Source organism: Novosphingobium sp. (assembly GCF_030696665.1).
GTDB lineage: Bacteria > Pseudomonadota > Alphaproteobacteria > Sphingomonadales > Sphingomonadaceae > Novosphingobium.
In genome coordinates, this window is sequence record NZ_JAUYRV010000028.1 from 116103 (window position 1) to 142020 (window position 25918).

General features: G+C 63.0%; 19 protein-coding genes. 11 read left to right on the top strand and 8 right to left on the bottom strand.

Annotation, left to right across the window (positions count from 1 at the left end):
• Positions 1-9: 9 nt before the first annotated feature.
• From Q8R81_RS07235 to Q8R81_RS07245, 3 genes are all read right to left on the bottom strand, one after another.
• Positions 10-528, bottom strand: coding sequence for a DUF559 domain-containing protein (locus Q8R81_RS07235; protein ID WP_305616752.1), 519 nt, complete (start codon positions 526-528; stop codon positions 10-12).
• Between the two features lie 136 nt (positions 529-664).
• Entirely contained in the window at positions 665-2146 is a 1482-nt protein-coding gene (sufB, locus tag Q8R81_RS07240; RefSeq protein WP_305616753.1) for a Fe-S cluster assembly protein SufB, read from the bottom strand.
• On the bottom strand, positions 2143-2583 hold the full coding sequence (locus Q8R81_RS07245; protein ID WP_305616754.1) for an SUF system Fe-S cluster assembly regulator: 441 nt from the start codon (positions 2581-2583) through the stop codon (positions 2143-2145). Before Q8R81_RS07245 ends, sufB begins: the two co-directional genes overlap by 4 nt.
• 451 nt (positions 2584-3034) lie before the next feature.
• Between Q8R81_RS07245 and Q8R81_RS07250 the strand changes: the two genes are divergently transcribed.
• The 3 genes from Q8R81_RS07250 (at position 3035) to Q8R81_RS07260 (ending at position 7790) form a co-directional block, all read left to right on the top strand.
• On the top strand, positions 3035-4084 hold the full coding sequence (locus tag Q8R81_RS07250; protein WP_305616755.1) for a quinone-dependent dihydroorotate dehydrogenase: 1050 nt from the start codon (positions 3035-3037) through the stop codon (positions 4082-4084).
• Positions 4085-4094: 10 nt separating this feature from the next.
• A complete protein-coding gene (ggt, locus tag Q8R81_RS07255; protein WP_305616756.1) occupies positions 4095-5861 on the top strand; it encodes a gamma-glutamyltransferase in 1767 nt (588 codons plus the stop codon).
• Positions 5862-5972: 111 nt separating this feature from the next.
• Positions 5973-7790 (top strand): long-chain fatty acid--CoA ligase, encoded by a 1818-nt coding sequence (locus Q8R81_RS07260; RefSeq protein ID WP_305616757.1) that lies wholly within the window; start codon positions 5973-5975, stop codon positions 7788-7790.
• Between the two features lie 139 nt (positions 7791-7929).
• Here Q8R81_RS07260 and Q8R81_RS07265 read toward each other — a convergent pair whose 3' ends face one another.
• The 3 genes from Q8R81_RS07265 to Q8R81_RS07275 all read right to left on the bottom strand — a co-directional run bounded on the left by Q8R81_RS07265 (position 7930) and on the right by Q8R81_RS07275 (position 12230).
• On the bottom strand, positions 7930-8679 hold the full coding sequence (locus tag Q8R81_RS07265; RefSeq protein ID WP_305616758.1) for a LytTR family DNA-binding domain-containing protein: 750 nt from the start codon (positions 8677-8679) through the stop codon (positions 7930-7932).
• A gap of 10 nt (positions 8680-8689) precedes the next feature.
• Positions 8690-10627, bottom strand: a complete 1938-nt coding sequence (locus tag Q8R81_RS18385) for a sensor histidine kinase (RefSeq protein ID WP_371135324.1) — start codon at positions 10625-10627, stop codon at positions 8690-8692.
• Positions 10628-10706: 79 nt separating this feature from the next.
• A complete protein-coding gene (locus Q8R81_RS07275) occupies positions 10707-12230 on the bottom strand; it encodes a fumarate hydratase (protein ID WP_305616759.1) in 1524 nt (507 codons plus the stop codon).
• Positions 12231-12397: 167 nt separating this feature from the next.
• Here Q8R81_RS07275 and Q8R81_RS07280 point away from each other — a divergent pair, with 167 nt between their 5' ends.
• The 5 genes from Q8R81_RS07280 to Q8R81_RS07300 are packed head-to-tail and all read left to right on the top strand — an operon-like array spanning position 12398 to position 17477.
• On the top strand, positions 12398-12991 hold the full coding sequence (locus Q8R81_RS07280; RefSeq protein WP_305616760.1) for a protein-L-isoaspartate O-methyltransferase: 594 nt from the start codon (positions 12398-12400) through the stop codon (positions 12989-12991).
• A 5-nt stretch (positions 12992-12996) separates the two neighbouring features.
• On the top strand, positions 12997-14451 hold the full coding sequence (locus Q8R81_RS07285) for a TolC family outer membrane protein (protein WP_305616761.1): 1455 nt from the start codon (positions 12997-12999) through the stop codon (positions 14449-14451).
• A 40-nt stretch (positions 14452-14491) separates the two neighbouring features.
• On the top strand, positions 14492-14953 hold the full coding sequence (locus Q8R81_RS07290) for a DUF2497 domain-containing protein (RefSeq protein WP_305616762.1): 462 nt from the start codon (positions 14492-14494) through the stop codon (positions 14951-14953).
• Positions 14954-14997: 44 nt separating this feature from the next.
• Positions 14998-17100, top strand: coding sequence for a S9 family peptidase (locus tag Q8R81_RS07295; protein ID WP_305616763.1), 2103 nt, complete (start codon positions 14998-15000; stop codon positions 17098-17100).
• Positions 17097-17477 carry a ferredoxin gene (locus tag Q8R81_RS07300; protein ID WP_305616764.1) on the top strand — a complete coding sequence of 127 codons (381 nt, stop codon included), beginning with the start codon at positions 17097-17099 and terminating at the stop codon, positions 17475-17477. Before Q8R81_RS07295 ends, Q8R81_RS07300 begins: the two co-directional genes overlap by 4 nt.
• 3 nt (positions 17478-17480) lie before the next feature.
• On the opposite strand, the gene Q8R81_RS07305 is transcribed toward Q8R81_RS07300, so the two are convergent.
• Positions 17481-18122, bottom strand: a complete 642-nt coding sequence (locus Q8R81_RS07305) for a GntR family transcriptional regulator (RefSeq protein ID WP_305616765.1) — start codon at positions 18120-18122, stop codon at positions 17481-17483.
• A 58-nt stretch (positions 18123-18180) separates the two neighbouring features.
• Positions 18181-20709, bottom strand: a complete 2529-nt coding sequence (locus tag Q8R81_RS07310; RefSeq protein WP_305616766.1) for a TonB-dependent receptor — start codon at positions 20707-20709, stop codon at positions 18181-18183.
• A 271-nt stretch (positions 20710-20980) separates the two neighbouring features.
• On the opposite strand from Q8R81_RS07310, the gene Q8R81_RS07315 reads away from it, so the two are divergent.
• From Q8R81_RS07315 to Q8R81_RS07325, 3 genes are all read left to right on the top strand, one after another.
• Positions 20981-21907 carry a hydroxymethylglutaryl-CoA lyase gene (locus tag Q8R81_RS07315; protein WP_305616767.1) on the top strand — a complete coding sequence of 309 codons (927 nt, stop codon included), beginning with the start codon at positions 20981-20983 and terminating at the stop codon, positions 21905-21907.
• Positions 21908-21913: 6 nt separating this feature from the next.
• The gene (locus Q8R81_RS07320) at positions 21914-23962 is read left to right on the top strand and encodes a hydantoinase/oxoprolinase family protein (protein WP_305616768.1); all 2049 of its coding nucleotides are present in this window, start codon (positions 21914-21916) and stop codon (positions 23960-23962) included.
• 64 nt (positions 23963-24026) lie between these two features.
• Entirely contained in the window at positions 24027-25913 is a 1887-nt protein-coding gene (locus tag Q8R81_RS07325) for a hydantoinase B/oxoprolinase family protein (RefSeq protein WP_305616769.1), read from the top strand.
• Positions 25914-25918 lie beyond the last annotated feature (5 nt).

Consider the following 25918-nt stretch of genomic DNA (forward strand, 5'->3'; position numbering starts at 1 on the left):
TCATTTCTCTCAGTCGCGAGCCCGGGTGTAGGGGGTGCGCTGCGGACGCGCGGCGGAGCGCGAGTAGCTGGGGCGTTGCGGGCGGGCGGCGCGCAACTCGTCGTAGCGGGCCTTCATTGCTGACAGCAGGGCGCGGGACGCGCCTTCAGGGTCGGCCAGCACTTCGGCGGCGTCATAGCGGATGACTTTAAGGCCGACGGCGGCAAGGCTGGCATCGCGGCGCTGTTCGATCTCGGGGTTTTCGTCACGGTTGAGCGCGACCACCAGCTTGAGCGGCTGGCTGGCGAAATCGACGATGGCCGAGCCGATCACGGCAAAGCGCTTGAACTTGAATTCGCCCAGGTCTTCCTTGGCCAGTTCATCGGCCAATGCGGTATGCGCAGCGTCTGGATCGCGACGCATTTCGCGCGCGGTATCGTGGATCGAATCGAGGCGCGAGCCGGAAATGGCCCAGCCGCGACCCTTTTTCTGGATCTTCGGCGCGTCGGCGCGCTCGCTGGCGGGGCGCAGGGTGAGGGTCTTTTTCATTCTGCGTACGCCTTGCCATTTATATCTTCGTCACCCCGGACTTGATCCGGGGTCCCGCTTTTTGTTTCGCCCGCTGCGAGAGGAAGCGGGACCCCGGCTCGGGGGCCGGGGTGACGGTGGAGGGTAGCGAAGCGCATTAGCCCACGCTCCCCTCAAGCGAGATGCCGAGCAGCTTCTGTGCCTCGACCGCAAATTCCATCGGCAACTGCTTCAGCACGTCACGCGCGAAACCGTTGACGATCAGGGCGACGGCGCTTTCCTGATCCAGCCCGCGCTGCATGGCGTAGTAGAGTTGGTCGTCGCTGATCTTCGAGGTCGTCGCTTCGTGCTCGATCGTGGCGCTGGGGTTGCGCACTTCGATGTAGGGCACGGTGTGTGCGCCGCAGTCTGCGCCCAGCAGAAGGCTATCGCACTGGGTGAAGTTGCGCACGCCTTCGGCCTGTGGGGCCACGCGGACGAGGCCGCGATAGGTGTTGTTCGATTTGCCCGCAGAGATGCCCTTCGACACGATGGTCGAGCGGCTGCCCTTGCCGTTGTGGATCATCTTGGTGCCGGTATCGGCCTGCTGGTAATTGTTGGTGACAGCGACCGAGTAGAATTCGCCCACCGAATCCTCACCATTCAGCACGCAGGACGGATACTTCCACGTGATGGCAGAGCCGGTTTCGACCTGCGTCCACGACACCTTGCTGCGCGCACCCTGGCAGAGAGCGCGCTTGGTGACGAAGTTGTAGATGCCGCCAAGGCCATCGGCATTGCCGGGATACCAGTTCTGGACGGTGGAATACTTGATTTCGGCATCGTCCATCGCAACCAGTTCCACCACCGCGGCGTGGAGCTGGTTTTCATCGCGCATCGGCGCGGTGCAGCCTTCTAGGTAGCTGACATAGCTGCCCTTTTCGGCCACGATCAGGGTGCGTTCGAACTGGCCGGTGTTTTCCGCGTTGATGCGGAAATAGGTGGACAGCTCCATCGGGCAGCGCACGCCTTCGGGGATGTAGACGAAAGTGCCGTCCGAAAAGACCGCGCAGTTGAGCGTGGCGAAGTAGTTGTCGTGCATCGGCACGATCTTGCCCAGCCACTTCTTCACGAGGTCAGGGTATTCGCGGATCGCTTCGGAGATGGAGCGGAAGATGACGCCTGCCTGTTCCAGCTCCTTGCGGAAGGTGGTGGCAACGCTGACAGAATCGAACACCGCATCGACTGCAACCTTGCGCGCGCCTTCGACGCCAGCGAGCACTTTCTGCTCTTCCAGCGGAATGCCGAGCTTTTCGTAGATGCGCAGGATTTCGGGATCGACCTCGTCAAGGCTGCCGAGCTTGGGCTTGGTCTTGGGTGCAGCCCAATAGTAGGCGTCCTGATAGTCGATCGGCGGGACGTTCAGCTTGGCCCAATCGGGCGTGGGCATGGTCAGCCAGTGACGATAGGCCTTGAGCCGCCATTCGAGCATCCACTCCGGCTCGTCCTTCTTGGCCGAGATGTAGCGGACGGTATCTTCGGACAGGCCCTTGGGGCCGTATTCCTGCTCGATGTCGGAAGACCAGCCGTGTTCGTAATCGGCTGCTCTTGCCGCTGCATCGTGCGCGGCCTGATCCTTGAGTTCTACGTTATCAGTCATGCCATAACCTCCGCCCCCAAGGCCGCAGTTGCGGCAGGACGGGACAATTGGGTGAGCGGGATTCCGGCCAGCGCACCGCGCAGCGCGGCGTCGACCGCAGGCCAGTGCGGACGGACGGTGCACGCGCTTTCGAGCGTGCAATCGTGGCGCCCATGATCGCTGCAGGGGGTGAGCGCAATAGGGCCTTCGACGGCCTCCACAATATCGGCGAGCGTGATTGCAGCGGCCGGGCGGGCCAGCTTCAGCCCGCCATGTGCGCCGCGCACCGCCTTGAGCAGACCTGCGGCGGACAATTTGCTGACCAGTTTCTGCACGGTGGGGGCGGGTAGGCCGGTTTCATCGGCCAGTTGCTGGGCCGAGACGCGCGCGTGTCCGCAATGGCGCGCGGCGGCGCTCATCGTGACGACGGCATAATCGGCCATGCTGGAAAGGCGCATCGGCGGGTGTCCCGGATTGACGATCTGTAAATCAGACCGAATCGTTCCGGTTATCTAGGCGCGGGGGCGGCAAGGTGCAAGAGCGGCCTTTATGGCTGGGGAGAAGGCCAAAAAAAGGGCGGCCGCGCTCCACAAAGGATCATCGGCCGCCTTGAAGTCGAGAACCCAGCACATCGCTGCACCGAGCCCTTCGGGTCGCAGCGCCTTCCTAGGCAGAAGCCCGGTTCAAGAATTGTATGGATTCGACAAATTCGGTGGCATTGTGGCAACAATCGCCGATCATTCAATTACAATTGCCGTCATTTCCGACAGATTCGAACTTGGCCCCCGGCACAATACGTCGCAAAGATGCAACACGGGGTGTGCGTACGGCCTTATGGATCGCGTGCCGGACTGACCCCGATTCGCTTCGACATCCTTCACCAGTTCGCAGAACCGGAACCGTTTGACCGTGACGCCTTATTCGCTGCTGCGCCCGCTGATTTTCCGCATTCCTGCCGAGCCTGCCCATCGCCTGACGATCAAGGCCCTTTCTTTGAGCCACGCTGGGGGCACCAAGGCTCCGACCCCGAGCCTTGCGCAGCGGGTGGCGGGGATCGCCTTTCCCAATCCGGTCGGCATGGCTCCGGGTTTCGACAAGAACGCCGAAGTGCCCGATGCGATGCTGGGGTTGGGCTTCGGCTTTGTGGAAGTGGGCACGGTCACGCCGCTGCCGCAAGAGGGCAATCCCAAGCCACGCCTGTTCCGATTGGTTGAAGACCGCGCGGTGATCAACCGCATGGGATTCAACAACGAAGGCGCGCAGGCAGTGGCGAACCGGCTGGTGCGGCGGCGTGAGATCGGGCCGCGCGGCCTGCCGGGCATCGTGGGTGTGAACATTGGCGCGAACAAGGACTCGGTTGATCGTATCGCCGATTATGCGCAGATGACGCGGCTGATGGCGCCGCTGGCGTCCTATCTGACGGTCAATATTTCCTCGCCCAACACGCCCGGCCTGCGCGCGTTGCAGGATGAAGGCGCGCTATCGGCGTTGCTGGATGCGGTGATCGAGGCGCGGGGCAATATCAATGTGCCGATCTTCCTGAAGCTTGCACCGGATCTTGAACCTTCGGACATCGATGGGATTTGCCGGATCGCGCTGGAAAAGCAGTTGGCTGCGCTGATCGTATCGAACACCACGATCACGCGCCCCGCGCTGCAATCGCGCCATGCCATTGAAGCAGGAGGGCTTTCGGGGGAGCCTCTGCGTGAGCTGGCGCTGCAACGCTTGCGTGATTTCCGCAAGGCGAGTGGCGGGGCGATTCCGCTGATCGGCGTGGGCGGCATCGCCACGGTTGACGATGCCTGGGCACGCATCCGTGCGGGCGCGAACCTGATCCAGATATACAGCGCGATGGTCTATGAAGGGCCGGGGCTGGCATCGCGGATCGTGGCCGGCCTTGAAAAGAAGGTGCGCGAAGCGGGCATGACGTCCATTGCCGAGGCGGTCGGCAGCGAATAGCCTTGGGCGCATGACATTACTGCGCGCCTTTCGCTTCCTGCCCGTTTCCGCTGTCCTGCTTGCCGGGGCCTGCGTTCCACCGCCGAGTGCTTCGGTGGCTCCGCCCAATCCCGCGCCGGTCGGCTCAGCGGCTGATGGCGTGCCGGTGGATGGGCCGGGGCTGGTTTCAGCTGCCGATGCGCGCGCGGCTGAGGCGGGGGTGCAGATGCTGCGGCTGGGTGGCAGCGCCACCGATGCGGCAATTGCCACGATGCTGGCGCTGACGGTGGTGGAGCCGCAAAGTTCCGGTATCGGGGGTGGCGGGTTCCTTGTTTTGGGCGATGCTGCGGGCACGGTTGAGACGATTGACGGGCGGGAAACCGCACCAAAGGCGGCGACATCGCAGTGGTTCTATGTCGATGGCAAGCCGTTGGTCTGGCCGGATTCGGTGATCGGTGGGCGCAGTGTGGGCGTGCCGGGCAACTTGCGGCTGGCAGCGATGGCGCACAACGAAAAGGGCAAGATCGCGTGGCGCACGCTGTTCCAGCCCGCGATCAGGCTGGCGCGCGAGGGCTATGCCATCACGCCGCGCATGCGGGCGATGTTAAGCGCGGCGAGCAGGACCGGCGCATTCGACCCGGCGGCACGGGCGCTGTTTTATGACGCGGCAGGAGAGCCGCTGCCGGTGGGCACCGTGGTGCGCAACCCAGCGCTGGCGGCGACGCTGGAAAGCATTGCCGCGCGTGGGGCGGACAGCTTCTACACCGGCGACAATGCGATGTTGCTGGCGAGCAAGGTTGGCACGAGTCCCAAAAATCCATCGCCGCTGACCACGGCTGATCTGGCGGCCTACAAGGCGGTTAAGCGGCCGCCGGTGTGTGGGGAATACCGCAAGTACCGCGTATGCGGGATGGGACCGCCGAGTTCGGGGGCGACCACTGTGTTCGCCATCCTGAAGCAGATCGAGCGGTTCGATATGAAGGCACTTGGCTCGACCAGTCCGGTGGCGTGGCACCTGATCGCCGAATCACAGCGGCTGGCCTATGCGGATCGCGAACAATATCTGGCCGACAGCGATTTCGTGCCGGTGCCGCTGGCCGGGCTGACCGATCCTGGCTATTTGGCCGGACGCTCGGCGCTGATTTCTGAAGGCGCGACGATGGCCACGGCGCTGCCGGGCAAACCTGCGGGCGCAAAGCTGGCCTTTGCGCGGCCCGGCCACCAGGAAGAACACGGCACCACGCACTTCGTGACGGTGGACCGCTGGGGCAATTCCACCAGCTACACCTCCACCATCGAAGGGCCGTTCGGATCGGGGCTGATGGTGGGCGGGTATTACCTCAACAACGAGCTGACCGATTTCAACATCGTGCCCGACAAGGACGGCAAGCCGACCGCAAACCGCGTGGAAGGCGGCAAGCGCCCGCGCAGTTCGATGGCGCCGACGCTGGTCTATGGCCCGGATGGAGCGCTTCGCCTCGCCGTGGGTGCGGCGGGCGGCACGACAATTCCAGCGCAAGTGGCCAAGGCGATCATCGGCGTGATCGACTGGGATTTGTCCGCGCGTGATGCGATTGCGCTGCCGGTGATCTATGCACCGGGCAATGCGGTTTCGGTGGAAAAGGGCACCACGTTGGAGGCCATGATCCCGGCTTTTCAGGCGCTGGGCCATGTGCAAGTGACGGCGCGCAGCCCGTCGTTCAAGGCGAACGCGATTGAGCGGGTGCGCGTGGGCGGCAAGTGGGTGTGGCGCGGTGCGGCAGATCCGCGTAGCGAAGGGGCGGCTGTCGCACCTTGACGTGATGCAACACAGGTTGCCGTAAGGGCAGCGCGCCACTAGGTTCCAGTGCAACCATCAGGAGCGGCCAGCAACGGTCGCCCGAAACGCAAATGGGCCGAGGAACCAGACGTGCAGCTTTCCGATTTCGCAGGCTTTCCCAATCTTGTTGCAATGTTCCTCGACCGCGCAGGGCATCGCGGTGACAGCCCGTTCCTGTGGGCCAAAAAGCAGGGTGCTTGGGCTTCAATCAGCTGGGCCGAGGCGGCACGGCAGGTTTGCGTGCTGGCCGAATCGTTGCGCATGCTGGGGCTGAACCCCGGTGACCGTGTGGCGCTGGTATCCGAAAACCGGCCCGAATGGTGCATTGCCGACCATGCGATCATGGCGGCAGGGCTGGTCACTGTGCCGACCTACATCACCAATACCGAGCGGGATCACCTGCACATTCTGGAGAATTCTGGCGCGCGGGCGGTGATCGTATCGACCGCCAAGCTGTCGCAACCGCTGCTGCCTGCGGCACTTTCGGCACCTGGGGTGGAGCACGTGATCGGCATGGAGCCGCTGCGGCAGATGCAGGCCGGGAAACTGGCGTTCCATGATTGGTCCGCTTTGACTGAAGGCGATGGCGCGGCGGCGCGGCGCGCGGTGGATGCGCGTATGGCGGGCGTGGGGCGGAACGATCTGGCCTGCATCATCTACACCAGCGGCACCGGCGGCAGCCCGCGCGGGGTGCGCCTGCACCACGGTTCGATCCTGTGCAATGTGGAAGGCGCAGCGTTCATCCTTGCGGAGGATCTGGGCTGGGGTGAGGAAGTGTTCCTTTCGTTCCTGCCGCTGTCCCACGCCTATGAGCATACGGGCGGGCAATATCTGCCGATCGGCATGGGCGCGCAGATCTACTATTCGGAAGGTCTGGAAAAGCTCGCCTCGAACATCGAGGAAGTGCGTCCTACGTTGATGGTGGTCGTGCCGCGCCTGTTTGAGGTGCTGCGCACGCGGATCATGAAGCAGGTGGAAAAGCAGGGTAAGGTTGCCAACTATCTGATGGACCGCGCGCTGGGCATTGGCGGACGCAAGGCCGCCGGCAAAGGCCGCATCGTTGATCTGCCGATGAGCCTGATCCTTGATCGCACGCTGCGGCCCAAGATCAAGGCGCGGTTCGGTGGGCGGATGAAAGCGATGGTTTCGGGCGGGGCACCGCTCAATCCCGATGTCGGCGTGTTCTTCGACGCGATGGGGCTGACCATGCTGCAAGGCTATGGCCAGACCGAGGCAGGGCCGGTCATCTCGTGCAATCGGCCGAGGGCGGGCATCGGGATGAACACGGTCGGCCCGCCGATGAAGGGCGTTGAGTTGAAGATTGCCGAGGACGGTGAAATCCTCGTTCGGGGCGAACTGGTGATGCACGGCTATTGGCAGAATGAGGCCGAGACTGCCCGCGCCATCCCCAAGGAAGGGCCGAATGCGGGCTGGCTGCATACCGGTGACATCGGGCATCTGGATTCCAAGGGCCGTATTGTGATCACCGACCGCAAGAAGGACATGATCGTCAACGACAAGGGCGACAATGTCTCTCCGCAGAAGATCGAAGGCATGCTGACGCTGCAGCCCGAGATTTTGCAGGCGATGGTGAGCGGCGACAAGCGGCCCTATATCGTTGGCCTGATCGTGCCCGATCCCGAGTGGGCGCTCGAATGGGCGCGCGCGCAAGGCGAGACGTTTGATTTCAGGGCCTTGCAGGATTTGCCGGCGTTCCGCAACGCAGTGCGCGCGGCGGTGGACCGGGTGAACAAGGAGCTTTCGGTGATAGAGAAAGTCCGCCAGTTCGCCTTTGCGGATGAGGCGTTCAGCATCGATAACGAGGAAATGACGCCGAGCTTGAAGATCCGGCGGCACAAGATCCGCGAGCGTTATGGCGCGCGGGTGGACGCGCTTTACAAGGCCTGACCTTCATCCTCCCCGCAGGCGGGGAGGTGGCAGCCGCAGGCTGACGGAGGGGCTTCTCCACAGAGTGCAGCGTTTCAGGCATGGCCCCCTCCACCACCCTTCGGGCGGTCCCCCTCCCCGCTAGCGGGGAGGATGAAAGTCAGCGTCCCGCCATTGCCTTTACCCGCGCCAGATAGGTCCGGCCGATACGCTGCAGCGATCCGTCCAGCAGTTCTGCCGACCACACGCCAAGGCCATCGTGCTTCAGCCCGGCGATGCGATCACGCCGCACGATGGTGGAGCGGTGGAGGCGGATGAAACATTCGGGATCAAGCCGGGCCTCCAGCCCTGCAATGGTGTGGAGCATCATGTAGCTGCGCCCTTGCCCGTTCTGATGGCCGACGTGGAGCCGCACGTAATCGCGCTCGGCATCGATGCGTTCAAGGTCGCTCGCTGCCACGCGGATCAGTTCGGAGCGGTGCGGCACCCAGAATTCCTCGATCCATTCGCTGGCGGGTTTTTCCGGGGTGAGCGGCGTTTCGGGCGGCGCGGCGCGGCGGGCCTGCGCGCGTTCGACTGCGCGCTCCAACCGCTCCTGCGCCACGGGTTTGAGGACATAGTCCACCGCGTCGCAATCGAACGCTTCAACCGCGAAATCATCGTGGGCGGTCACGAAGACCACGGCGGGGCGGTTGGCCTGTCCAGCCAGCGCGCGGGCCACGCCAAGGCCATCGACTTCGGGCATGGTCATGTCGAGCAGGACCAGATCGGGGGTCAGTGCCGCGATCAGGCGCAGCGCCGCAGCGCCATCGCTGGCGGTGCCCACCACCTGCAGCGCAGGGATGCGCGCGCACAGGATCTGCATGCGTTCAACCGCAAGCGGTTCGTCATCGACAATCAGCGTCCGCATTTCGTCCCCATCAGCATTCATTTCGCACCACCGGCATGGTCAGCACGGTGGCGTATCCGCCCGCCGGAAGCGGGCCGCTTTCCACTTTCGCCTCGTCGCCGAAGCGGGCGATCATGCGGCTTTTCACGTTTTCCAGCCCGATGCCGGTGCTGCCGCTGGCAAGGCCTTCGCCCGGTCCGTCGTCCGCCACGGTGAGGATCAGAAAACCGCCCGCCTCGCGCGCGGAAATGCGGATCGTGACCGGGCGGATTGTGGTGGAGACGCCGTATTTGATCGAGTTTTCGACCAGCGGTTGCAGGATCATGCCCGGCACGCAGGCGCTCATCAGATCGTCAGGCACATCGAATTCGCAGCGCAGCCGTTCGGGGAAACGCACCGCCTCGATTTCAAGGTAGTGGCGCTGCAACGCGATCTCGTCTTCCAGCGGCATGTCGGTGGTGGGATCACCGGCAAGGCTGTGGCGATAGAAACGGGAGATTGACTGGATCATCTTCTCGGCCTGTTCAGCGCGCCCGACCATGACCAAAGCTGACAGGGAATTCAATGTGTTGAACAGGAAATGCGGGTTCACCTGATAGCGCAGGGAGCGCAGTTCGGCGGCCTTGGCAGCGCGGCGATATTCGCCCTCGCGGTACTCCGCCGCGCGCAACTGTTCGCCATTGCCAAGCGCGAGGTAGAGCGCGGCCCAGGCGATCAGGAGGAAATAACGGCCCAGCGCCACATCGGTGAGTTGCCGCCACAGGCCTTCCTTTTCCACCAGTTTGCGGATCACGGTGACCTTGCTGGCGGTGGCGAGTTCTTCGGTTTCAGCAGCGGGCAAGCTTGCGGAGGGAGCGGGCACAGGCGGGGCGTTTGCAATCGCAGCCTTCGTTGCGGCTGATGCTGCAGGCGATCTCGCTGGTCGGGGAGATGATGCCGCATCAGGCTCTCGCGGGTCTGGTGCAATACGTTGCCGCGCAGCCTCTGCACGCGCCTGTGCCAGCGCGACCCTGCGCGCGACTTCGGCCTGACGGAGTGCGATCTGCGCGTCGCGGCGGGCAATGTCTCGAAGTGCCGTTGCATCGGAAATGGCGGGCGGCGCGGGAGGTACTGCGCTTGCGGCAGGCTGCGGTGGTTCAGGCGGGACTGGTGGTGCTACCAGCACGCTTGCGATTTCCCCATCGCCATCCACGCGGTAGATTTTGCCGCCGGTGCGCAATTCGGAGCGGCCATCGGCATATTGCCGAATGACCATGCCGGGTTGGGTGATCACCGTGCTGCCATCGGCATTGCGCACGATTCCGGCGATGCGCAGCGCGGCCTCTGCCCGGTCTTCGGTGAACTGCTCGATTTCTGCAAGGTCGTCCTCGTCCAGCAGCGGATCGGACGCGGGTGTGGGCGCGGCCTTTGGAGAGGGAGCAGGCGGGGGTTCGCGCCAGACGCGGGGCTCTGCGGGAGCGGGCGGGGCGGGGGGAGGCTCGGGGGGAACGAAACCTTCGTCGAGCACATCAACCAGCACGTTCCCGGCCATGTCGCGCCGGATCTTTACCGAGGGAACCTTGCTTCCATCAGCCGCCGTATCCTCATCAGAAGACGGCGCACCTTCGCCGTCTTCCTCATGCGCCAGATTTTCGAGCATGCGCTTTTCGACCGGGGCAAAGGCCCACTGGTTGACGGCGGCCAGCGCCAGCGCGGCGGGCAGCATGATCACCAGAGCCGCTCCACCACGCACGACCAGCGACCGTGCATCGAAGCGGCGGAGCAGGGGCCAGCAGGCGACGGTGACGATGATCCCCGCGCCCGTCACCAGACCGCGCCGCCACAGCAGATCGGTAAAGTCGCCCAGTTCCACCACCAGCCCGCGCACGGTGATGAGCACGAAATAGCACAGCCACAGCGCTGCGGCCGACAGGACTACCTGCCGGGCCGGTACGCGCGGGATTCCCGGATCGATTTGCGACGACGTCATTGGCGGGAGCCTAAACGCGAACCGCCCGACGCACCAGAACGGTGGTCGGGCGGCGTTTGCTGTTCATCGAAGCGAAAGGTTAGGCGGGAAGAAGGCCTTCTTCAGCAATCTTCTTCTTCCACACCAATGGCGCGGACTTGTGGACGTTTTCGCCCTCGCTATCGACGGCCACGGTCACCGGCATGTCCTCAACCGTGAATTCATAGATCGCTTCCATGCCAAGGTCTTCGAACCCGACGACTTTCGATTCCTTGATCGCGCGCGCAACAAGGTAGGCCGCGCCGCCGACCGCCATGAGGTAGGCGCTCTTGTGATTGGCGATGGACTGCGTCGCAGCGGGGCCGCGCTCTGCCTTGCCTACACTGGCAAGCAGGCCGAGGTCGAGCATGAGGTCAGAGAAGCTGTCCATGCGAGTGGCGGTGGTGGGGCCTGCTGGGCCGACCACTTCTTCGCGCACAGGGTCGACCGGGCCGACGTAATAGATCACGCGGCCCTTGAAATCGACCGGGAGTTCTTCGCCCTTGGCCAGCATGTCCTTGATGCGCTTGTGCGCGGCATCGCGGCCCGTCAGCATCTTGCCATTGAGCAGCAGACGGTCGCCCGCTTTCCAGCCCTGCACCTCGTCCTGCGTCAGCGTATCGAGATTGACGCGCTTGGCAGCCGAATCAGGTGCCCAATGGACCTGTGGCCATTCGTCGAGCTTTGGCCGTTCGAGATAGCTCGGCCCGGACCCGTCAAGGCTGAAGTGTGCGTGGCGGGTGGCGGCGCAGTTGGGGATCATCGCCACGGGCTTGCCCGCAGCGTGGCACGGCGCGTCCATGATCTTCACGTCGAGGATGGTCGAAAGCCCGCCGAGGCCCTGCGCGCCGATGCCCAGCGCATTGACCTTGTCGAAGATTTCGATGCGCAGCTTTTCGATATCGGTCTGGGCCCCGCGCAGCTTCAGCTGGGCCATGTCGATCGGCTCCATCAGCGCCTTCTTGGCCAGCAGCACGCAATGTTCCGCCGTGCCGCCGATGCCGATGCCGAGCATGCCCGGCGGGCACCAGCCAGCGCCCATCTGCGGCAGCATCTCGATCACCCAGTCGGCAATCGAATCGCTGGGATTCATCATCTTGAACTTGGACTTGTTTTCGCTGCCGCCGCCCTTGGCCGCCACATCGACGACGATCTTGTTACCCTTGACCATTTCCACGTGGAGCACGCAGGGCGTGTTGTCCTTCGTGTTGCGGCGGGTGAAGGCGGGATCGGCCAGCACCGAAGCGCGCAGCTTGTTGTCCGGGTTAAGATAGGCGCGGCGCACGCCTTCATCGACCACGTCCTGCAGCGAGAGGTCGCTTTCAAGGCGGCAATCCTGCCCCCACTTGATGAAGACGTTGACGATGCCGGTGTCCTGACAGATCGGACGGTGGCCTTCGGCGCACATGCGGCTGTTGGTGAGGATCTGCGCGATGGCGTCCTTTGCCGCCGGGCCTTGCTCGGCCTCATAGGCGTCACCCAGCGCGCGGATGTAGTCCATCGGGTGGAAATAGCTGATGTATTGCAGCGCATCGGCAACGCTATCGATCAGGTCTGCTTCCTTGATCGTCACCATTTCGGCCATCCGGAAATCCCTCCAATGCCTGAGAAACTGCGAACGCCCCTTACGCGTCGACAATCGACATGCAAATCCCTTGGAAACAGCAAGTCGATAATCTACAGGCTCTTGCCAGAGATCAATTGTGGGAACCGACATCTTGTCAGGCTCCCGTCTGGAACATGAGGGTTGCAATGACCGTGGTTGAAGACCGCCCGGCTGCGGATGAAATGCAGGTTGCGCGTCGTGCGATGATCGATAGCCAACTGCGCGTCAGCGGCGTCAACGCGCCCGGCATTCTGGCCGCTTTCAACGGTGTGCGGCGCGAGGATTTCGTGCCCGATGATCGCCGCGCTGTGTCTTATATGGATCGCGCCGTGCCGTTGGGCGAAGGCCGGTTCCTGTCGCCCGCGCTGACGTATGGCCAGATGCTTGAAGCGGCTGGGGTGGTGCAGGATGATAGCGTGCTGGTGCTTTCGCCCAACGGTTATCTTGCGGCGTTGACGGAAAAGCTGGCTGGCAGCGTGACCCGCGCCGACGCGCTGGGTGTGGCGCAGGGTGGCCCCTACTCGCTGATCCTGATTGATGGCGCGGCTGAGGTTCTTCCCGAATCGCTGGCGGCATTGCTGGCCGACGATGGCCGCGTGGTTACCGGGATCGTGGATCGCGGCGTGACCCGCCTCGCCATTGCGCGCAAGGTCTTGGGCAAAGTCATTGCCACCCCGCTGGGCGATGCCGATTTCGCGGTGCTCCCTGAATTTGCCGCGCCGAAGACGTGGAGCTTCTGAGCCTCATGCCAAAATACAAGGCGCTGCGCCTGCTGCTGGTGACCGGCGCTGCCGCTCTGGCGACAACCCCCGCGCTCGCCGATGACCTGCGTGAGGCGCTGACCAGCGCTTACAATACCAACCCGACGCTGCAGGCAGCCCGCGCCACCCAGCGCGCGACGGATGAGGGCGTGCCGATTGCGCGCGCGCGTGCCCTGCCAAGCCTGTCTGGCCAGGGTAGCTACAATCGCACACTCAAGGCCAACCCCAACTCGTTCCTGATCACCGACTGGTCGACCAGTGTCGATCTCAGCCTGCAGGTTCCGGTCTATTCGGGCGGGTCGGTCAAGAATTCGATCCGCGCTGCCAAGACTCGTGTCGAAGCAGGGCAAGAGGATTTGCGCGGCACTGAATCGGGCGTGTTCAGCGAAGTGGTTGCGGCCTACATGGACGTTATTCGTGATGGAGCGATCGTCGGATTGAACCGCAACAATGTTGAAGTTCTCTCAGTGAACCTTTCGGCCACCACCGACAGGTTCGATATCGGCGATGTAACGCGCACAGACGTCGCCCAGTCCAATTCCCGCCTTGCACTGGCCCGCAGCGATCTGCGCACGGCCGAAGCAAACCTGCAGTCCAGCCGCGAACGCTTCATCCAGGTGGTCGGCAATCCACCCGTCGATCTCGCACCGCCGCCGCCCCTTCCCGGGCTGCCCGAAACGCCGGACGATGCGGTCATCTTCTCGCTTGAGAACAATCCTGATCTTCTTGCCGCGCGCGAACGAAGCAAAGCTGCGGCTTTTGACGTGAAAGTGGCGGAAGCCGCGAAGAAGCCGACCGTTTCGGTTTCGGCCAATGGCAGCCGTCAGGAATTCAAGGGCAGCTTTCTGGGCACCAACGAAGTGCTGCGGCAGGCTAATACCACGGCGCAAACCGGCGTGACGCTCTCGGTTCCGCTGTTTCAAGGCGGTGGTCCAGCTGCCCAGACCCGACAGGCACAAGCCCGCGAATCCGCAACGCTTGAACAGGAAGTTGGCGTAGAGCGTCAGGTCATAGCCGCGGTGCGCTCGTCGTTTGCATCATGGCGCGCCGCGAACGAAATCATCGCGATGAACCAGACGGCGGTCGATGCTGCCGCGCTCAGCCTTGAAGGCGTGCGGGCGGAAAATTCCGTAGGCAACCGCACCATCCTGAACATCCTTGATGCCGAACAGGAACTGCTGCGCGCGCAAGTGCAACTCGTTGCCGCGCGCCGCAATGCCTATGTGGCAGGGTTCAACCTGCTGGCGGCGATGGGCAAGGCCGATGCCAACGATCTCGGCCTTGATGGCGGGGCGTTGTATGATCCGCAGGTCAACTATGAACGGGTGCGGGGCCGTATCTGGGATTGGGACCGTGACCCTGATCCGAAGGCCGTCTCAACGCGCACCGTTGACACGCCTGCACAGGATGCGACAATCCAGCCTACGCCGAGGCCCTGAGGGAATCGGTGCAACAGGGTTTGTGGGGGTAGCAGTTTCGATGCGTCAGGCCGGTGAACCGTCCGTCGAGGAAATCCTCGAATCGATCAAGAAGGTGATCGCGCGCGATAATCGCGCCGAGGCACAGACCCGCGCCCGTTCTGACCAAGCCCGCGTTGATCCTGCCCGCGTTGAACTGGCCCGCGCTGAACTGGCCCGGTCTGCGCCCCGCGCAGAAGTGCTCGAACTCACTGAGACCGATGAGGAAGACGACGCCGATACCGGCGGTCTGGTTGCCGATGCTGCGGCTGCTTCGATGCGTGAATCGCTGGCGGCGCTGTCGATGCTGGCCCAGCCCGGTGTTGCTCCGCAGATTGTTCGTTCCGGTGAAACCTCGCTCGAAGGGCTGGTGCGCGAACTGTTGAAGCCCATGCTGGCCGAGTGGCTGGACAAGAACCTGCCTGCGATGGTTGAAAAGATGGTTTCGGCAGAGATCGCCCGGATTGCCGGGAAACGCGGGTGAATTAGCGGTTTGCGCTGCACGCTTGTGGCGCTAATCCGGTTTCCATGAAAACCAACTCGTTGTTCTCGGCGGCAGCCATTCTTGCCGTCGCATTCGCCGCTCCCGCTGTTGCCCAGCAGGCCGCGCCATTCTCTCCGCAGGATCTGGTCACGCTGAACCGCCTTGGCGGCAGCGCGATTGCGTCCGATGGCAAGCTGATCGCCTATGTGGTCACCACCACCGATCCGGTGAGTTACAAGCGCACGCCTGCGCTGTGGGTGCGTAGTGCCGATGGCAAAGGTGAACCGCGCCGCATCGACACCGGCGGCAGCGCGAGCGACCCGGCATTCGGCCCGGACGGCGCGCTGTATTACCTGTCAGACCGCAAGGTGGGCGAGGCTGAGACCACGCAAGTGTGGAAGGTCGATCCTGCCAGCGGGGTGACCACGCAAGTTACGGCTTTCAAGGCCGAAGTTGCGGGTTTCGAGCTGTCCCCCAACGGAAAGCGCATCGCGGTGTGGGGTGATATCGCGCGCACCTGTTCGATGTTCGGCTGCCAGAGCGATGGCAACACAGCGTTGCCCGGTCCCGGCACCGGGCGGCACTACAAGGACGGCGCGGGCTTTGTGCGGCACTGGGATGCATGGGAAACACCGGGCAATTACAGCCGCGTCTTCGCGTTCGATCTTGGGGCGGATGGCAAGGTTGGTGGCGAGGGCAGGGCGGCTGACGGTCCGGTGGGGACACTCACTGGAGACAGCCCGAACAAGCCCTTTGGCGGCGGCGAGGATGTGGCGTGGGCGGCAGATTCGCAGTCGCTGTTCTTCGTGGCGCGGCAGGCTGACCGGAATGAGCCGACCTCGACCAATCTCGACATCTGGCATTCGAAGCTGGATGGCGGCGCGCCGACCAACCTGACTGACGCAAACAAGGCCACAGATAATACGCCCGCCCCATCGCCCGATGGCAAGTGGCTGGCCTATGCCGCAATGGCGCGCCCCGGTTACGAGGCCGACCGGCTGGTGGTGAACCTGATTGATCTGAAGACCGGCACCCGGCGCGAACTGACCGGTGCATGGGACCGATCGGTCGCGTCGCTGACGTGGACGCCCGATGGCAAGGCGCTGATCGCCACGGCGCAGGATGTGCTTGATAACCCCGCGTTCCGCATCGATCCGGTGAGCGGCAAGGTTACGCGGCTGGTGCTCAATCCGGGGCGGGAAGGGCACATCGGCGGCGTGGTGCCGCTGAATGATGGTCGCCTGCTCTACACGCGCGATTCGCTCGATGCTCCGGCAGAACTCTATATTGGCAAGCCGGGCAAAGCGGGGGCGCGGCTGACCGATGTTGCAGCCACGACGCTCGCTGCCCGTGCGCCGGTCGTCACGCAGCGCTTCAGCTTCAAAGGCGCGGACGGCGATACGGTATGGGGCCAGATTACCAAACCGAACTGGATCAAGGGCAAGATGCCCTCAATCCTCTACGTCCACGGCGGGCCGCAGGGTTCTTATAATGACAGCTGGTCAAACCGCTGGAACCCGCGCGTCTGGGCGAGCCAGGGCTATGCCATCGTCTCGATCGATTTCCACGGATCGACCGGATACGGGCAGGCCTTCACCGATGCGATCAACCGGCAGTGGGGTGGCAAGCCGTTGGAAGATCTGCAGAAGGGCTTTGCCGCAGCGATTGCGCTCGATGCGCAGATTGATGGCGACAATGCCTGTGCGGCGGGCGCGTCTTATGGCGGCTACATGATGAACTGGATCGCCGGCGTCTGGCCAGACCGGTTCAAGTGCCTTGTCCAGCATGACGGCGTGTTCGATGCCCGCGCGATGGCCTATGAAACCGAAGAGCTGTGGTTCGACGAATGGGAGCATGGCGGGCACCCCTATTACGAAGCGCCCGAAGAGTTCGAAAAGTGGAACCCGGTGAACCACGTGGCCAAGTGGAAGACGCCGATGCTGGTCATCACCGGCGAGAAGGACTTCCGCATTCCTTATACCCAAGGACTGGCCGCGTTCACCGCATTGCAGCGCCGGGGCATTCCGTCCGAACTGCTGGTCTTCCCGGATGAGAACCACTGGGTGCTCAAGGCCAAGAACTCGTTGCAGTGGCACCAGACTACGTTCAACTGGCTGGAGCGCTGGTTGAAGAAAGACGGTAAGTGAGCTTCACTCCCGACGAAATCCTGCAGGCTGAAATCGCGCTGGCCAAGCTGGGCGGTTTCAACCCGCAGCGCCATATCCTGCTTTGCGCCGGGCCGGACAAGGACAAGTGCGCCCCGCGCGAAGTGGGGGACGAGGCCTGGAACTACCTCAAGAAGCGCCTTGGGGAACTGAAGCTGGGCGGCGCGCAGGGCGTGCTGCGCAACAAGGTTGGCTGCCTGCGCGTGTGCCTCGTCGGGCCGGTCGCGGTCGTCTATCCCGACAACGTGTGGTATCACTCTTGCACCCCGCCGGTGCTGGAGCGGATCCTGCAGGAACACGTGATCGGCGGCATGCCGGTGGAAGAGTTTCAGCTGAAGCCGCCTGTCTTGGCGGGCTGACGGTTATCCCCGCATCGCGCGGTAGACACTGGCGGCGCGGCGGATGTGCGTGTTGGCCAATGCGCGCGCCCAGTCTTCATCGCGGGTTTCGAAAGCTCTGACCAGATCGCGGTGGTCGCGCTGGCTCTGCTCCATATCCGCGCGGGCATATTGTTCTGCCGTGCGGTGGACGACGATCTGGCTGACCACAAACTTCATCAATTGCGCCAGCCGTTCGGATTGTGCAGCAGCGAGGATGACCGCGTGAAAATGGCGGTTGCCTTCGACAAAGCCCGAAACGTCCGGCCCGTCGGTGTCGGCAATGGCGCGATCGATGAAATCGCAGTGCGCGCGCAATTGTATGATCTGTTCGTCCGAGATCAGCCGTGCAGCACGGGCGGCGCAGTGGCTTTCCAGCATGGCGCGCAGGCTGAACAGTTCTTCCTCGTCCTCATCGGACCAGACCGGCACGAAGACGCGGTTGGTGTCCGAACGCTGGAGCAGCATTTCGCTGACCAGTTCTGCGATGGCCTCTCGCACCGGCGTGCGGGACAGACCGCATAACTGCGCGAATTCATCTTCAGTAACGAACTGCCCTGCGGGAAAGTGCCCCGATAGAATCCCAGCGCGAATCTTGCGGTAGGCTTCCTGCGAGGCTTTGGACACGGCTGCTCCTGTATCAATCGGGAGGGTCGCGCATCCGCGCCCCTCCCCCGTCCTCTCATCAGAACGTTGCGCCCACTTCAACCCCGATCAGGCGGCGCGCGCCCGGCGTAATGAACGATCCGCCGAATTCAATCGCCGGAATGGCCTCGGAAATATAGCGGCGGTCCAGCAGGTTTTCAGCAAACACGGCAATGCGATAGCGCTCCAGATTGATCCCCGCGCGCAAATTCAGCACACCAAAGGCATCGCGCTGCGCCACGTCATAACGGGCATTGCCCACAAAACCGGGAGCTGCCAGCGCCGAGATCGGCAGCAGAGCCGAAAAGATCGTCGGCCGCTCCTGATCCTGCACCGAATGGAACCACGTTGGCCCGGTGATACGATAATCGGCGCGGAACAGCAGCTTGGCGCTATCCGTCAGCGGTGCGTTGATTTCGGAGCCGAGATTCAACGTCCAGTCGGCGGTGTAAGGCGATTTGTTGCCAACGGTGTAGGGGCGCGAGGCGTTCTTCTTGATTTCGCTGTCGGTGACGTTGAACGAGCCGAAGACCTTCCAGCCATCGACGATCTTGCCCGTCAGGTTGATCTCCGCACCCTTGATATCGACACGGTCGATGTTCGATACCACGCGCAGCAGGCCAAAGCTTCCGACAAAGAATTCGAAGAACTGCAGGTCCGTGACTCGGGTGTAGTATCCGGCCAGATCGAAGGTGATCCGCCCGTCCCACAGCTCGCCTTTGACGCCCGCTTCGAACGCGCTCGACCGCTCCTTGCGGTAAAGGTCGTTGATCGTCACGTCGGCGTCGATTGTGCCCGGTGTCACGCCATCGTTGAAGCTGGCGTTGACCACAGCAGACGAGCCTTGGTTGTTGAAACCGCCCGATTTGAAGCCAATGCCCCAGTTGGCATAGATGTTCAGGTCAGGTGTCGGCCGGAAGCTGAGCGTAACCTTGGGCTGGAGCTGTTTGAACGTGGCGTTCTTCGCCACGAACGGACCGAACGCGAGGCCCGGATTGATCGGTCCGCCGGTGAACGGGTCCAACACATTGGGCACGAGCGAGTTGGCAGCGCGGTCCTCGATGTCATAGCGCAGCGCAAGTCCGGCGGTGAACTGGTCCGATGGCTTCCACTCGGTGGAACCAAAAGCGGCATAGACATTCGTGCTAAACTTGTCGGCCAGAAGCAGCGAGGTCGGATTGGCCGAATTGGGCGCGTTATAAAGCTGCTTGATCACGCCTTGCCCGGTGTCGGCACCAAGGCTGACGCCGGTCTTACGGTCGATATGCAGGTAATAGGCACCCAGTTGCCAAGTCAGCGGGCCATCGGTGCTGGATAGCAGGCGCACCTCGGCGCTGATGTCTTCCTGCTGGCGCAACTGGTACTGCGTGCCGTCGCAGGTCGTCGGGCTGTAAGGACCGAAGGTGGAGCCGTTGGCAGGGGCAAAGATGAACGGCACCGGGATGGCGCCGATGCCTCCCGGCGGATTGACCGGGAAGCCGGTGAGCGCCGCCGTGCTGGCAAAGCAGCTGTTCACCGAACTGGCAACGGCGGGGTTGGCGGCGCTGATGAAGCGCGCAAAGTCTGCCGACGTTCCATCGGCGACCAGGTCTTGGTCGGTATCGGAATAAAGCGCCCAAGCGGCCACTTTCATGCCATTGCCGAATTCGTGGTCCAGCTTGATCGAGGCGTCGATGCTCTTCTGGTCGTTGGTGGCGCGGATGTTGTTGTAGAAGTTGAAGGGGTGCTTGTTCACGTCCTCGTAGAATGCACCACCGAACAGCGGCAGGTGGAACGCGGCGTTGAACGGCAGCGAGGCGCCCTTGAACTCGGCATAGCGAGCCTTCACGTCAAGCTGCGTCGACGTGCCCTGCCCGAGCATCACGCGGCCATCGACGGCCCAGTTTTCCTTGTCGTCGACCGTCTTGGTGTTGTTCAGGAAGGTGTTGCGCCACCAACCGTCGGTGGTGAAGTAGTAGCCTGAGAGAACAAAGCCAGCGTTCTCGCCCAGCGGTCCGGCGATGTGCGCGGTCGCCTCATAAGTCGCCTCGTTGGCGTAGGAAGCGCGCAAGCCACCGGTCAGCGTATCGGTGGGCTTCATCGTCTGCAGCACGATGGCACCGGCTGCGGCGTTGCGGCCATAAAGCGCGCCTTGCGGGCCTTTGAGGATTTCGACCTGCGTCAGCGTGCCCTGCGGCTGGTTCAATTGCGCGGTGTTGGTCTTGAGGATGCCGTCAACGACCAGCGCAACCGAGCTTTCGGCATCGCGCGCGCCGTTGATGCCGCGAATGTTGATCTGGGTGTCACCCGCCTCGGCGGTGCCGGTAACGATGGTGACGCCGGGGGTGAGCTGGGTAAAGTCCTCGGCCTTGACGGCGCCGGTGTTTTGCAACGCGCTGGCGGTGAGGACCGAGACGGAGGCCGGCACATCTTGCAACCGCTCATTCTGGCGGCGGGCGGTGACGATGATGGCATCGCCCTCTTCCTGAGCGGCGGCGGTATCCTGAGCGGATTCCTGCGCAAAAGACGGCGTGGCCGCAGCCAGCAGACCGAGTGCAGCGGTATTCAGCAGAAAACGGTTGGCACGCATTTTCAAACCTCCCTGATGGTTCGACGTCGCTGGTCTGGTTACGACCTGATATGGTTTCCGCGCACGCTTGGGCTTTTGCCCCCCTCTTGACGCACGCTTGTGACGCAGGCAGCTTATTGTATACAAAGCATCTGGGTCAAGGCACTTGCAAACATGCACTATCGGGTATGTTTCGGGGGTGTAGGCATTGAACGCAGAGTTTTTTTGAATACCAAGTGAGACGGAAAACCATGATTCCCGACCGAACGCACATCCTTTGTCGAGCACGGCCATGAGCCCGCCAATCAGCCGCCGGGCGATCACGTTCGTCGAGGTTGGCCCGCGTGACGGGCTGCAGAACGAGAAGACGTTGATTGGGACGGCGGACAAGCTGGAACTGGTCCGGCGTAGCATCGCAGCGGGTGCAAAGCGGATCGAGGTGACCAGCTTCGTCAATCCCAAGCGCGTGCCGCAGATGGCCGATGCCGATGAGGTGTGCGCCGGACTGCCGGACGTGGAGGGGGTGAGCTACATCGGCCTCGTGCTGAATGCGCGCGGAGCGGAGCGGGCCATTGCTACAGGCCGCCTGCACGAACTGGGCGCGGTGTGTGTTTCAACCGATGGCTTTGCGATTGCCAATCAGGGCCAGACCAGCGACGAATCAGTTGTCGCGGCCAAGGCCATCCTCGCGATGGCAAAGGCTGCCGGGGTGAAAGGGCAGGCAACCATCGGCGCGGCCTTTGGCTGTCCGTTTGAAGGCGAAGTCAGCCAAGACCGCGTTGTGGCAATGGCTATGTCGCTTGCACAAGCCAACCCCATCGAAATTGCACTGGCTGACACGATTGGCGTGGCTGATCCGGCGCATGTGTCGCGCCTTGTGCGCCGCGTGGTGGAAGCCATCGGTCCCATCCCGGTGCGCGTCCATTTCCACAACACGCGCGGCACCGGCATCGCCAATGTCTGGGCGGCGATAGAGGCAGGGGCCACGGTGGTGGACGCTGCGCTGGGCGGCCTTGGCGGTTGCCCCTTTGCGCCGGGTGCGGCGGGCAATGTGTCTAGCGAAGACGTGGTTTACATGCTCCACCGCGCCGGGGTTGAAACCGCCATGGACCTGCCCGCGCTGATCGAAGCCAACCATTGGCTTGCCGAAGTGATGGGCCGCAAACTTCCCGGAATGGTGGCGCAAGCGCCAGCCTTTCCGAAACCTGTTCAGGAGTAACAACAGATGGGTTATCGCCTTGGCGTGGATGTGGGCGGCACGTTTACCGACCTTCTGCTGTTCGACACGGCATCGAGCGCGTTCTGGCGGCACAAGACGCCATCAACGCCGCACGACAGCTCGGAGGGTATCCTGAACGGCGTCACCGCGATCTGCGCGAAGGCGGGGATCGGGGCAGGGGACATTGACTATTTCCTGCACGGCACGACCGTTGCGACCAACGCCGTGCTGGAAGGCAAAGGCGCACGGGTCGGCCTCGTGGCGACCGAGGGCTATCGCCACGTCATGCAGATCGCGCGCAGCTTTGTGCCGGGAGGCCTTGCCGGATGGATTGTCTGGCCCAAGCCGCAGCCGCTTGCCGCGATGGAAGATACAGTGACGATCAAGGGCCGCATGAGCGCTGACGGCGCGGAAATCCGGCCTATCGACGATGCTGACATCCGCAGCCAGCTTGGCCTGCTGAAGGCCAATGGGGTGGAAGCTCTCACCGTTAGCCTCATCAACGCCTATACCAACGGCGCGCATGAAAAGCGCGTGGGCGAACTTGCTGCCGAAATCCTGCCGGGCCTGCCCGTGTCACTCAGCCACGAAGTCCTGCCCGAAATGCAGGAGTACGAGCGCACGTTGACCACCGTGGCCAACGCCGCAGTCCGCCCGATCGTGAGCAAGTATGTGTCGAACCTGCGCTCGCGCCTTGCCGATGCGGGAATGAACGGAAAGCTCTCGCTGCTGCGCTCAGACGGCGGGCTGATGAGCGCGCAGAAGGCTGAGGAGCATCCGGTCAACATCCTGATGTCTGGGCCTGCGGGCGGCGTCACCGGCGCGATCTGGGTGGGTCGCAATGCGGGCATCAGGAATATCCTGACGCTCGACGTTGGCGGCACGTCCACTGACGTTGCCTTGATCGAGAACCTTGAAGCGCGCCGCCAGCGCACGACAGAGGTGGGCCATCTTTCGGTTCGCGCCTCGGCGCTTGATGTGAAGACCGTGGGCGCAGGCGGCGGGTCCATCGCCTATGTGCCCGAATTGACCGGCGCCTTGCGCGTCGGCCCGCAGAGCGCGGGTGCGGTGCCGGGGCCAGTGGCCTATGGCAAGGGCGGCACGCTACCGACAGTGACCGATGCGAATGTGGTGCTGGGCTATCTGCCTGAGAACCTGCTGGGCGGCACCTTCAACCTTGACCGCGAAGGTGCCAAGAAGGCCGTGCAGACCATTGCCGATGCACTGGGCATCGATCTGATGGCTGCAGCGCGCGGGATCATCGATATCGTGAACGAGAACATGTTCGGCGCGCTGCGCATGATTTCGGTGCAGCAGGGCTATGACCCGCGTGACTTTGCGCTGATGGGCTTTGGTGGAGCAGGTCCGCTTCATGTGAACGCCGTGGCGCGGCTTATGGGGTCATGGCCTGCAATCTCGCCGGTCAGCCCCGGCGTGCTTTGCGCGCTGGGCGATGCGACAACGCGCATGCGCACCGAAACCGCGCGGTCATTCAGCCGCCTTGCCAGCCAGACCGAAGCGGCGGATCTTGTCGCGATACTTGAGGAAATGGCGGCGCAGACCCGCGCCGAACTCGTGGCAGATGGCGTGCCGGAGGATGAAATCACCAGCGCGTTCGAGGTCGATGTCCGTTATGCAGGCCAGGCCTTCGAAGTGCCGCTGACGATCACTGCCGACGTTCTGAACGCCGATGGCATTGCCGGAATCCTCGCCCGCTTCGATGCAGAGCACAAACGCCTGTTCACTTTCAACATGGAAACCCCGCACGAGATCGTGAACTTGCGCGCGGTCGCTATGGGCCGTGCGCTTGATCTGCCCGCAGCGGAACTGGAGAAGGGGGACGGCAACCCGATTGCTGCAAAGATGCGCGACCACGTGCTGTGGATGGACGGCCGCGAGCAGCCTGCGGTGATCTATGACCGCGCCAAGCTGCGCGCCGGAGACGTGATTCCCGGCCCCGCCATTGTCTGTGAAATGGATTCGACCACGCTGATCGAATCCGGCTGCACCGGCATTGTCGACGCTGTCGGCAACATCCTGATCAACTTGAAGTGAACGGCCTTCCCCCTCCTTCGTTCGACACGAACGGGGGTTGGGCAGCAATTGATGGAGCATTCTAATGCCCGCACAGATCATCCAGACCAACGAAACGCCCTTCAACCGCATCCCCATCGATCCCGTCACGCTCGACATCATCGAGAACGCGCTGCGCAATGCGCGCATCGAAATGGACGCCACGCTGGTGCGCACCGCGATGTCTCCGGGCATCCGCGAACAGGGCGATGCTTTCCCCCTGATCGCCGATCACACCGGCAAGATGATCGTCGGCCAGTTCGGCAGCTTCATCGGCGGCTTCCTCGATAACTATGCGGGCACGCTTGAAGACGGCGACATGATCTTCCTGTCCGATCCCTATTCGGTCGGCGGCGCGGTCAGCCATTCGAACGACTGGCTGGTGCTGCTGCCGGTGTTCAAGGACGGACGCCTGATCGCCTATACCTCGATGTTCGGCCACCAGTCCGATATCGGCGGCAAAGTCGTCGGCTCCATGCCGATCAATGCGCGGTCGATCTTCGAAGAAGGCGTGCGTATCCCGCCGGTGAAGATCTGGAAGAAGGGCGAATACAACGAAGACCTGATCCGCCTCGTCATGCACCAGACGCGCAAGCCCGATTGGTGCGCGGCCGATCTCAATGCGCTGATCGCCGCCTGCCGCGTGGCAGCGCGTCGCGTGGTGGAAATGGCCGAGCGCTTTGGCGATGACGTCTATGTCTCGGCCACGCAGGAACTGCTGGCGCGCAACCACCGCGCGATGAAGGCGCTGATCGGCATGGCCATCGCCGAAGAGCCGGTCAGCTTCGAAGACTACATCTGCGATGATGGCATGGGCTTTGGCCCTTACAAGATCAAATGCACTATGTGGCGAGAGGACGGCCGGGTGGTCCTCGACTTTGCAGGCACCGATCCGCAATCTGTCGCCTCGATCAACTTCCTGCTGAACGAGAACATGTTCAAGATGTTCTTCGGCATCTACATGATCATGGTTTTCGATCCGCAAATCCTGTTCAACGACGGGTTCTATGATCTGATCGACGTGCGCATCCCCGAAGGATCGCTGCTCAAGCCCAAATTCCCTGCCGCGCTATCTGGCCGCACCCATGCACTGGGCCGTATCTTCGATATTCTGGGCGGATTGCTGGGGCAGAAGACCCCGGAATTCCTCAACGCCGCCGGGTTTTCGTCCAGCCCGCACCTGTTCTACTCGGGCAATGACGAACGCGCGGGCAAGAATGCCGAATGGTTCCAGCTGTTCCAGATCGGCTTCGGCGGCATTCCGGGGCGTCCGATGGGCGATGGGCCGGATGGTCACTCGCTGTGGCCGGGCTTTACCAACGTGCCCAACGAGTTCCTCGAACGCTACTTCCCTATGGTGATTGAGCGTTATGAATGTGAGCCGGATTCGGGCGGCGCAGGCCTGCATCGCGGCGGGAACGGCATTCGCATGACCTACCGCTTCCTGTCCAAGGGCACCATCGCGATCCACGATGACCGCTGGTTCGTGCCGCCGTGGGGCGTCAACGGCGGCGAGCCAGGTGCGCGGGCGCGCAAGATCCTTGAAAAGCCCGATGGCACGCAGACCATTGTTGGCAACAAGGTGGAAGACCTTGAGGTGGAAGCCGGTGACATGCTGCACTTCATCACGTGGGGCGGCGGTGGCTGGGGTGATGCGTTGGCGCGCGATCCGGCGCTGGTCGGGCTTGAGATCCGGCAGGGGCTGATCACGGCACAAGGTGCGCGGGCCTATGGCGTGATCGCTAATGACCACGGTGTGGTCAATATCGAAGCGAGCGAGGCACTGCGCGCGGAAATGCGCGAGGCTCGCGGTGAATTGCCGCTGTTCAATTATGGCCCGGGCATAGAAATGCTGCGTGCCAATTGTGAAGCGGAAACCGGCCTGCCTGCGCCGATCCAACCCGAATGGCCGCTATTGGAAGCGGCGGAGTGAAGATG

Bases quoted from the DNA above. Each gene is read 5' to 3' on its own strand.
- Q8R81_RS07235 (WP_305616752.1), bottom strand. From the start codon at position 528: ATGAAAAAGACCCTCACCCTGCGCCCCGCCAGCGAGCGCGCCGACGCG.
- sufB (WP_305616753.1), bottom strand. From the start codon at position 2,146: ATGACTGATAACGTAGAACTCAAGGATCAGGCCGCGCACGATGCAGCG.
- Q8R81_RS07245 (WP_305616754.1), bottom strand. From the start codon at position 2,583: ATGCGCCTTTCCAGCATGGCCGATTATGCCGTCGTCACGATGAGCGCC.
- ggt (WP_305616756.1), top strand. From the start codon at position 4,095: ATGACATTACTGCGCGCCTTTCGCTTCCTGCCCGTTTCCGCTGTCCTG.
- Q8R81_RS07265 (WP_305616758.1), bottom strand. From the start codon at position 8,679: ATGCGGACGCTGATTGTCGATGACGAACCGCTTGCGGTTGAACGCATG.
- Q8R81_RS18385 (WP_371135324.1), bottom strand. From the start codon at position 10,627: ATGACGTCGTCGCAAATCGATCCGGGAATCCCGCGCGTACCGGCCCGG.
- Q8R81_RS07275 (WP_305616759.1), bottom strand. From the start codon at position 12,230: ATGGCCGAAATGGTGACGATCAAGGAAGCAGACCTGATCGATAGCGTT.
- Q8R81_RS07280 (WP_305616760.1), top strand. From the start codon at position 12,398: ATGACCGTGGTTGAAGACCGCCCGGCTGCGGATGAAATGCAGGTTGCG.
- Q8R81_RS07285 (WP_305616761.1), top strand. From the start codon at position 12,997: ATGCCAAAATACAAGGCGCTGCGCCTGCTGCTGGTGACCGGCGCTGCC.
- Q8R81_RS07290 (WP_305616762.1), top strand. From the start codon at position 14,492: ATGCGTCAGGCCGGTGAACCGTCCGTCGAGGAAATCCTCGAATCGATC.
- Q8R81_RS07295 (WP_305616763.1), top strand. From the start codon at position 14,998: ATGAAAACCAACTCGTTGTTCTCGGCGGCAGCCATTCTTGCCGTCGCA.
- Q8R81_RS07310 (WP_305616766.1), bottom strand. From the start codon at position 20,709: ATGCGTGCCAACCGTTTTCTGCTGAATACCGCTGCACTCGGTCTGCTG.
- Q8R81_RS07315 (WP_305616767.1), top strand. From the start codon at position 20,981: ATGAGCCCGCCAATCAGCCGCCGGGCGATCACGTTCGTCGAGGTTGGC.
- Q8R81_RS07320 (WP_305616768.1), top strand. From the start codon at position 21,914: ATGGGTTATCGCCTTGGCGTGGATGTGGGCGGCACGTTTACCGACCTT.
- Q8R81_RS07325 (WP_305616769.1), top strand. From the start codon at position 24,027: ATGCCCGCACAGATCATCCAGACCAACGAAACGCCCTTCAACCGCATC.